The organism is Stieleria sp. (assembly GCF_041595215.1).
Classification (GTDB): Bacteria; Planctomycetota; Planctomycetia; order Pirellulales; family Pirellulaceae; genus Stieleria; species Stieleria magnilauensis.
Genome location: NZ_JBFHKV010000559.1, coordinates 1 through 5,448, shown reverse-complemented (window position 1 = coordinate 5,448; position 5,448 = coordinate 1). Strand labels below are relative to the sequence as shown.

The window sequence follows — 5,448 nt, the reverse complement described above, 5'->3', positions numbered from 1 at the left end:
CGCGCGTTTCATCTTTCGCAACAAACGCAATGAAACGTAGGGCAACCCGCCGACGACATGAACGTCCTCGAATGCGACGGACGTCGGCTCATCGTCAACGCCGGGGAGATAATCGAAAATGTCGAGGTAGCCCAAGTCCGTTCCCAGCATCATGAGTCGATGCGACCGGATGTACTGGAGATCGACTTGGACCGTTTTCTCCAGACGCGTCACCGGGTCGATGTCATCGCTGATCCAAAACGCGTTGATCTTTGACAGTGCCGAATACAAAGCCTGCTCGGATGATTCGGTTCGATCGAAGATGATATCCGTAACTTCCGTCGCGCGAGCGTAACCGTAGCTGTTGACCGCGTGTCCTCCGATGATGACCAACGGAACCGAATGTTCGAGCAGCAATTCGATCAGGGCGAACGGGCGAGCGGTCATGGACGCGAAGGGGGGCGAGAGATCCCGTGACGTCGAAGCAACTTGTCCACCTCCGATTGCCGGCGCTTGCGGTGGTTGCGACGGATGAAGTGGTCCATGGCGTCGGGACACGCTTCCAAGACTTCGAACGCTTGCCGTTGCAATTGGACAAACAAACGCATGTTCTCTTCGGGCGTCCGCTGCCAGGCGATCTTGCGGCGGTAGGCTTCGGCGGCAGATTCGTGATCGGACATGGCGTTTGTTCGTGCTATGGCGACGGATAGACCACCTGCGGTTGGCCGATCACCTCGTACTCGTCCATCGGATCGCTCTGGTGCATCGGCGGCAACAAGTGTTCCGAACCGATCGGATCCAATCCAGCGGGCGTCGGGCAGGGAACCAGCAAGGGCCTGCTAACAGGATAGTCGGCCGGCAGCTGTGCGTCTTGGGTTTCGAGGTCGGACAGGAATTGCAAATCCCGGAATTGCGAGTCGCGGAGGATTCGGGGACGAATGAACAGAAAGAACGAAGTCGTCGTCTGTTCTTCGCTCCGCAAGCTGGTCAGATCACGGATCACAGGAATCTTTTCCAACCAGGGGACGCCGGTGAATGAGTTGCCTTCGAGGGTTCGCTTCAGCCCCCCCACGACGATCGTCTTGCCATCGGGAATCGTGACGACACTGCCGACCCGATCGATTTGTCTCGGCGGCGGCAAATTATCGCTGGCCGTACCGATGAAGGTGCTGAATTCGACATCGAATTCCAATTGCAGATGATCGTCTTCGTTGATGTGTGGCGTGACGGAAATCGTCGTGCCAGCTTCCTGGTTGCCGCCCAGGCCCGTCAGCGTGGTCGTTTCACCCTGGCTGAATGCCTGGAACGGGATGCTGGAAATACTGTTCAGCGTTCCGGTTTGGTTGTCGTTGACCAAGACCTTCGGCGAGGACAACACGCGGCCGCGCCGGTGTCGGCTGAGCGCCTGGACGATCACATCAGCGACTTCCGGGTCCACCAAGACGCCGTTGAAACCCAGTGAGGGATTGATCGACAGGGCGCCGGTGGTCGGGTCGACTTCACTGAGTCCGAACGAGGTGAATTCAAACAGCCGTTTGGATCCCTCGCGATCGCTGCCGCTGATTTCCACGCCAAGCGAGAAATTGTCGCTCGTGTCGATCGCCAAGATGTCGGCTTGAATTAATACTTGCGGACGGCGTTGGTCGAGCGACCGAATCAGTTTTTCGTACAGCGACTGAACGTTCGAAGGCGCGAACACGATCAGGCTGTTGGTCGCAACATCGGCCGACACTCGCGCGCCGCCGGGCAACGTGGCCACTGCGGCGCCACCGCCCGCTCCATAGCCGCCACCGCCGAATCCTCCGGCACCGATACCGGCCATCGAACCGAGTGCGGCGTTCTGATTGGGGACCCGGCTGGAGGTCATGTTGTTGCTCAAGTTTTGACCCGCCACGCCGAATGATCCGCCACCGAGTTCGTCGAGTCGTTGTTGCGCCCGTGATCGACCGCCTTGAAACATGCTGTTCACGCCGGCCCCGGCAGCACCCATCGGGTTGCCGCCAAAGCCCATCGCGGGGCTGATGCCACCCATGTTCGCGCCGCCGAGCGTGCCGAACGCTCCCGCGCCCAGTCCGCCGGCTTGGGCAACGCCGCTGCCGGCGGCCTCTTGAAGTGCCAGCAGCGAGTACAGCACCTCCATCGCAGTCGCGTTCTTGAGCTTATAAAACCGAATCGGACTCTCGTCGGAATCCACCGGCTGGTCGAGTTCCTTGAGCAAGGTTTCGATCTGTTGATGAACTTCCGCGCCGGCACGCACGACCAACAAGTTGCCTTCTTCGTCGATCGTCGTTTCAATCGATCTCGACTCGGTCCGCCGATTCCCTTCACCGGGCATCTCGACGAACCCTCGAATCAGATTGTCCAGTCGCGATGCGCCGATGTATTCCAGCCGATAAACGCGAGTCAAAAACTCCGTGCCGGAATCCAGTCGTTCCAGTAACCCGATCGCCGCAGCAACTAAATCTTTGCGACCTGCCACGATCACGCGACGGCCGGTCTTGTCGACCAACAGTTTTAGTTTGTTGTCCGAGGCAGCTTTCGTGGTGGTGTCGGATGGTTGGATCGTTTCGTATTGTTCGATCAACATCGATGGCGGTCGACGCCGCGTCTGGTAGAACTCGATCGTTCCCTCGGCGTCGGGGCGATCGATCATCGCCAACAGCTCCGCGACCAACCGCACGTCGGCGGCATAACCGGACACGATCAAGATGCCTTGATCGCCGAGTGCGACGATGTTGGATCCCGTCTTGCTGAGAAAGGGTTTCAGTGACGTTGATGCGGTGGTGATGTCAATGTGTTTGACCGGCAACACCTGAGTCACGGCGGCGGCGGGGCCGTTGCGACGCGAGATTTCCGCGGCGTCACCGGCCGGCGCGCTGCTGACGATGTCGGCGATGTCGACGACGCGTTTCCAACCCGGGACTTCGGAATCGACGACGGCCAAGTTGGCTTCGCGAAGCAGGCTGCCCAACAACGTCGGCAACACTTTCTTGGGCAGTTTGGCCGGCGTGTAAACCGTCACGTCACGGCGGGCGATGTCCGCGGCGTGCAAGAACCGGATCCCCAACTGCTTGCTCATCAAATCCAACAACGTCGTGACCCGGACGGTCCCCGATAAGTTGAGTTCGACAATCTCGTCCCCATCGTCAAGCTGTGCCTGCACGGCTCCGCTGCCCACCAGTACGCATGCCAGCGCAGCAGCGAGCGGCAAACAGCAGCGTCGAAACGAATTGCTAGCAGTCATAGGAGGTGGAGAGGGGGTAAGAAAATGATGGGGCAAGAAGATTGATTGTCGTAGGAAGAGGTTGTCGTTGTTCGGCCGAACTCATTTTCCTACCTCCAGAATCTTCTTACCCTCCATCAGGAGACGCCTGTTACCGAGCGTGGCGGCTGATCACTTCCATCAGTTCAGCTGTCGGCTGCTGGATGTTCATCACGCGTTGCCCTCCCGGGGCGTTCGGATCGCGGATGATGACGATCATTTCCGTCGCGGCGGGTTGGCTGGCGCGTGGGTGGCTCGGCGAGGGTTGTTGAGGAGCGTTGAGCGAGGCCAATCGGGTCTGGGGCTGGCCGGGCTGGCCGTTCGCTCGTCGCGACGGCACGGTCACCGGTGCCGGGGGCTGGGTTTGGTAGAGGTGAGCCAGTTGCACGCGATCGAGTTGCCATTTGACGCTTCCCGGTCCGGTGTAGATCCCCACATCACCCTTGTAGTCGGCGGCGTTGCAGACACCGATCAGTTGGCCCATGGCGTCGAACAGTCCGCCGCCGCTGCGCCCGTCGACCGGGGCACCAGCGATTTCGATGTTCGAGGCGCCCACATGTTGGTTGTACTTGTTGATTCCGGTGATGGCGGTGTCGCGGCGTGAGGGATCGTCGCCGTGGTCGCAGCCGAAGCTGAACGCGGTTTGACCGGTCTGGGGCGGGTTGTCGGGGTTAGCGATCTGGATCGGTTGGACGTCGAATCCCGGCCGCATCACGACCAGAGCGATATCACGGTTGTCGGCGTCATAGTCGATGACTTGGCCGGGGACCGTTTTGACTTGCCCGGCGACAAACAGTTCGACTTCGACTTTGGATTGCAGTTTGGTTTCACGGAACAGGTGACCGCAGGTCAGCACCAGGGCTTCGTCGCCGTGTCGATCAATGATCGTTCCGGTCCCGACCCCGAACCCGTTGCCGTCGTGGACCTTCAGTCGCACCGTCGCGGCTCGAGCGCGTTCGACGGCGTCGGCCATCGTCAGACTGGGCATCGCTTCGCCACGGGCGTCGCTGATGGGAGCGGAGGGTGCGGCGGCGCGGCGGGCCTGGGCCGCGTCCGGGCCCGTTTGGCTGTGGAGATTGGCTTTGGTTTGAAACAGCGGGCCGGCCGGGTCAATCGCCAACGCTTGCTGCAGGCTTTGCGCGGACTGCGTTCCGACCAAACGCGTCAATTCGCGGCCGGCCGACAGCACGACGTAGGTCGGCACTTGACGAATGCCGTGGCGTCGCGCCAATTCGGGCTCCGCATTGACGTTGACGTGCCGGATCGGCGTTCCACGTTGCTCCAGTTGCCGCAGCGTCGGCACCATGGCTTGGCAATGACCGCAATGGTCCGAGGAAAACGCCAGGAGCACGCTGTTGGCTGCCGAGGCGTTCGCGACGGTCACGGTGGCCAGTACAAACGCCGAAACGATGGCCGGGTATAGCCGGCCGAACAAATGCGTGTTCAAAGTGTCTCTCCCTAGACAAGTGCCCGGATCGGCCGATCCTTCAGCCGAATGGTTGTCGTCCCCCGTCACAAGTGAGTTCTCACTTGAGACAAACTGACGACAAAGGGACTTTCCGAAATCGGCCGCCGTGGCGACAACCCCAAACGAAACCCTTCCCCCTGGGAAACCCTGTGAAACATTCGGGATTACGTGTTTCACGACGATCTGTACAATCCGCCCCTGAATCCCCCCGTTTCGACACGCCCATTATTCAAATCATGACCCGACGCATCTTGGTCACCAGCGCCCTACCGTACGCCAACGGGCCGATCCACATCGGCCACCTGGTGGAATACATTCAAACGGATATTTGGGTGCGTTTTCAGCGTCTGATCGGCAATCGCTGCGTCTACATCTGCGCCGACGACACGCACGGCACCGCGATCATGATCCGCGCGAAAAAGGAAGGCCGCAGCGAAGAGGAACTGATCGCCGACATGAGCGCTCAGCACCAACGCGATTTCGCCGATTTTCACGTCGACTTTGACCACTACGGCAGCACCAACAGCGACGCCAATCGGGAGCTTTGTCACCTGTTTTGGCAAGCCCTCCGCGACGCCGATCTGGTCACCGAAAAGAGCATCCAACAGCTTTACGACCCCGAAGCGGAGACGTTTTTGGCCGATCGCTTCGTTCGTGGAACCTGTCCGGTCAGCGGTCACAAGAACCAACCGGGGGACAATTGCCAATGCGGGGCGACGTATTCTCCGATCGACTTGAT

At 60.1% G+C, this 5,448-nt stretch carries 5 protein-coding genes; 1 reads left to right on the top strand and 4 read right to left on the bottom strand.

From position 1 onward, the window contains the following. From ABX749_RS20000 to ABX749_RS19985, 4 genes are all read right to left on the bottom strand, one after another. Positions 1-426 (bottom strand): hypothetical protein (locus tag ABX749_RS20000; protein ID WP_372897526.1); only part of this gene is annotated, 426 nt, incomplete at its 3' end. Further along, a complete protein-coding gene (locus ABX749_RS19995; protein WP_372897525.1) occupies positions 423-659 on the bottom strand; it encodes a hypothetical protein in 237 nt (78 codons plus the stop codon). The genes ABX749_RS19995 and ABX749_RS20000, both read right to left, overlap by 4 nt. A gap of 14 nt (positions 660-673) precedes the next feature. Further along, positions 674-3,223 (bottom strand): secretin N-terminal domain-containing protein, encoded by a 2,550-nt coding sequence (locus ABX749_RS19990; RefSeq protein WP_372897524.1) that lies wholly within the window; start codon positions 3,221-3,223, stop codon positions 674-676. Positions 3,224-3,353: 130 nt separating this feature from the next. Next, complete coding sequence (locus ABX749_RS19985) at positions 3,354-4,688, bottom strand: trypsin-like peptidase domain-containing protein (RefSeq protein WP_372897523.1); 1,335 nt, start codon at positions 4,686-4,688, stop codon at positions 3,354-3,356. A gap of 257 nt (positions 4,689-4,945) precedes the next feature. On the opposite strand from ABX749_RS19985, the gene ABX749_RS19980 reads away from it, so the two are divergent. Next, the coding region (locus ABX749_RS19980) for a class I tRNA ligase family protein (RefSeq protein ID WP_372897522.1) at positions 4,946-5,448 on the top strand (503 nt) is incomplete at its 3' end.

Excerpts from the sequence above, each read along its gene's own strand:
- ABX749_RS19995 (WP_372897525.1), bottom strand. The coding sequence starts at position 659 with ATGTCCGATCACGAATCTGCCGCCGAAGCCTACCGCCGCAAGATCGCC.
- ABX749_RS19990 (WP_372897524.1), bottom strand. The coding sequence starts at position 3,223 with ATGACTGCTAGCAATTCGTTTCGACGCTGCTGTTTGCCGCTCGCTGCT.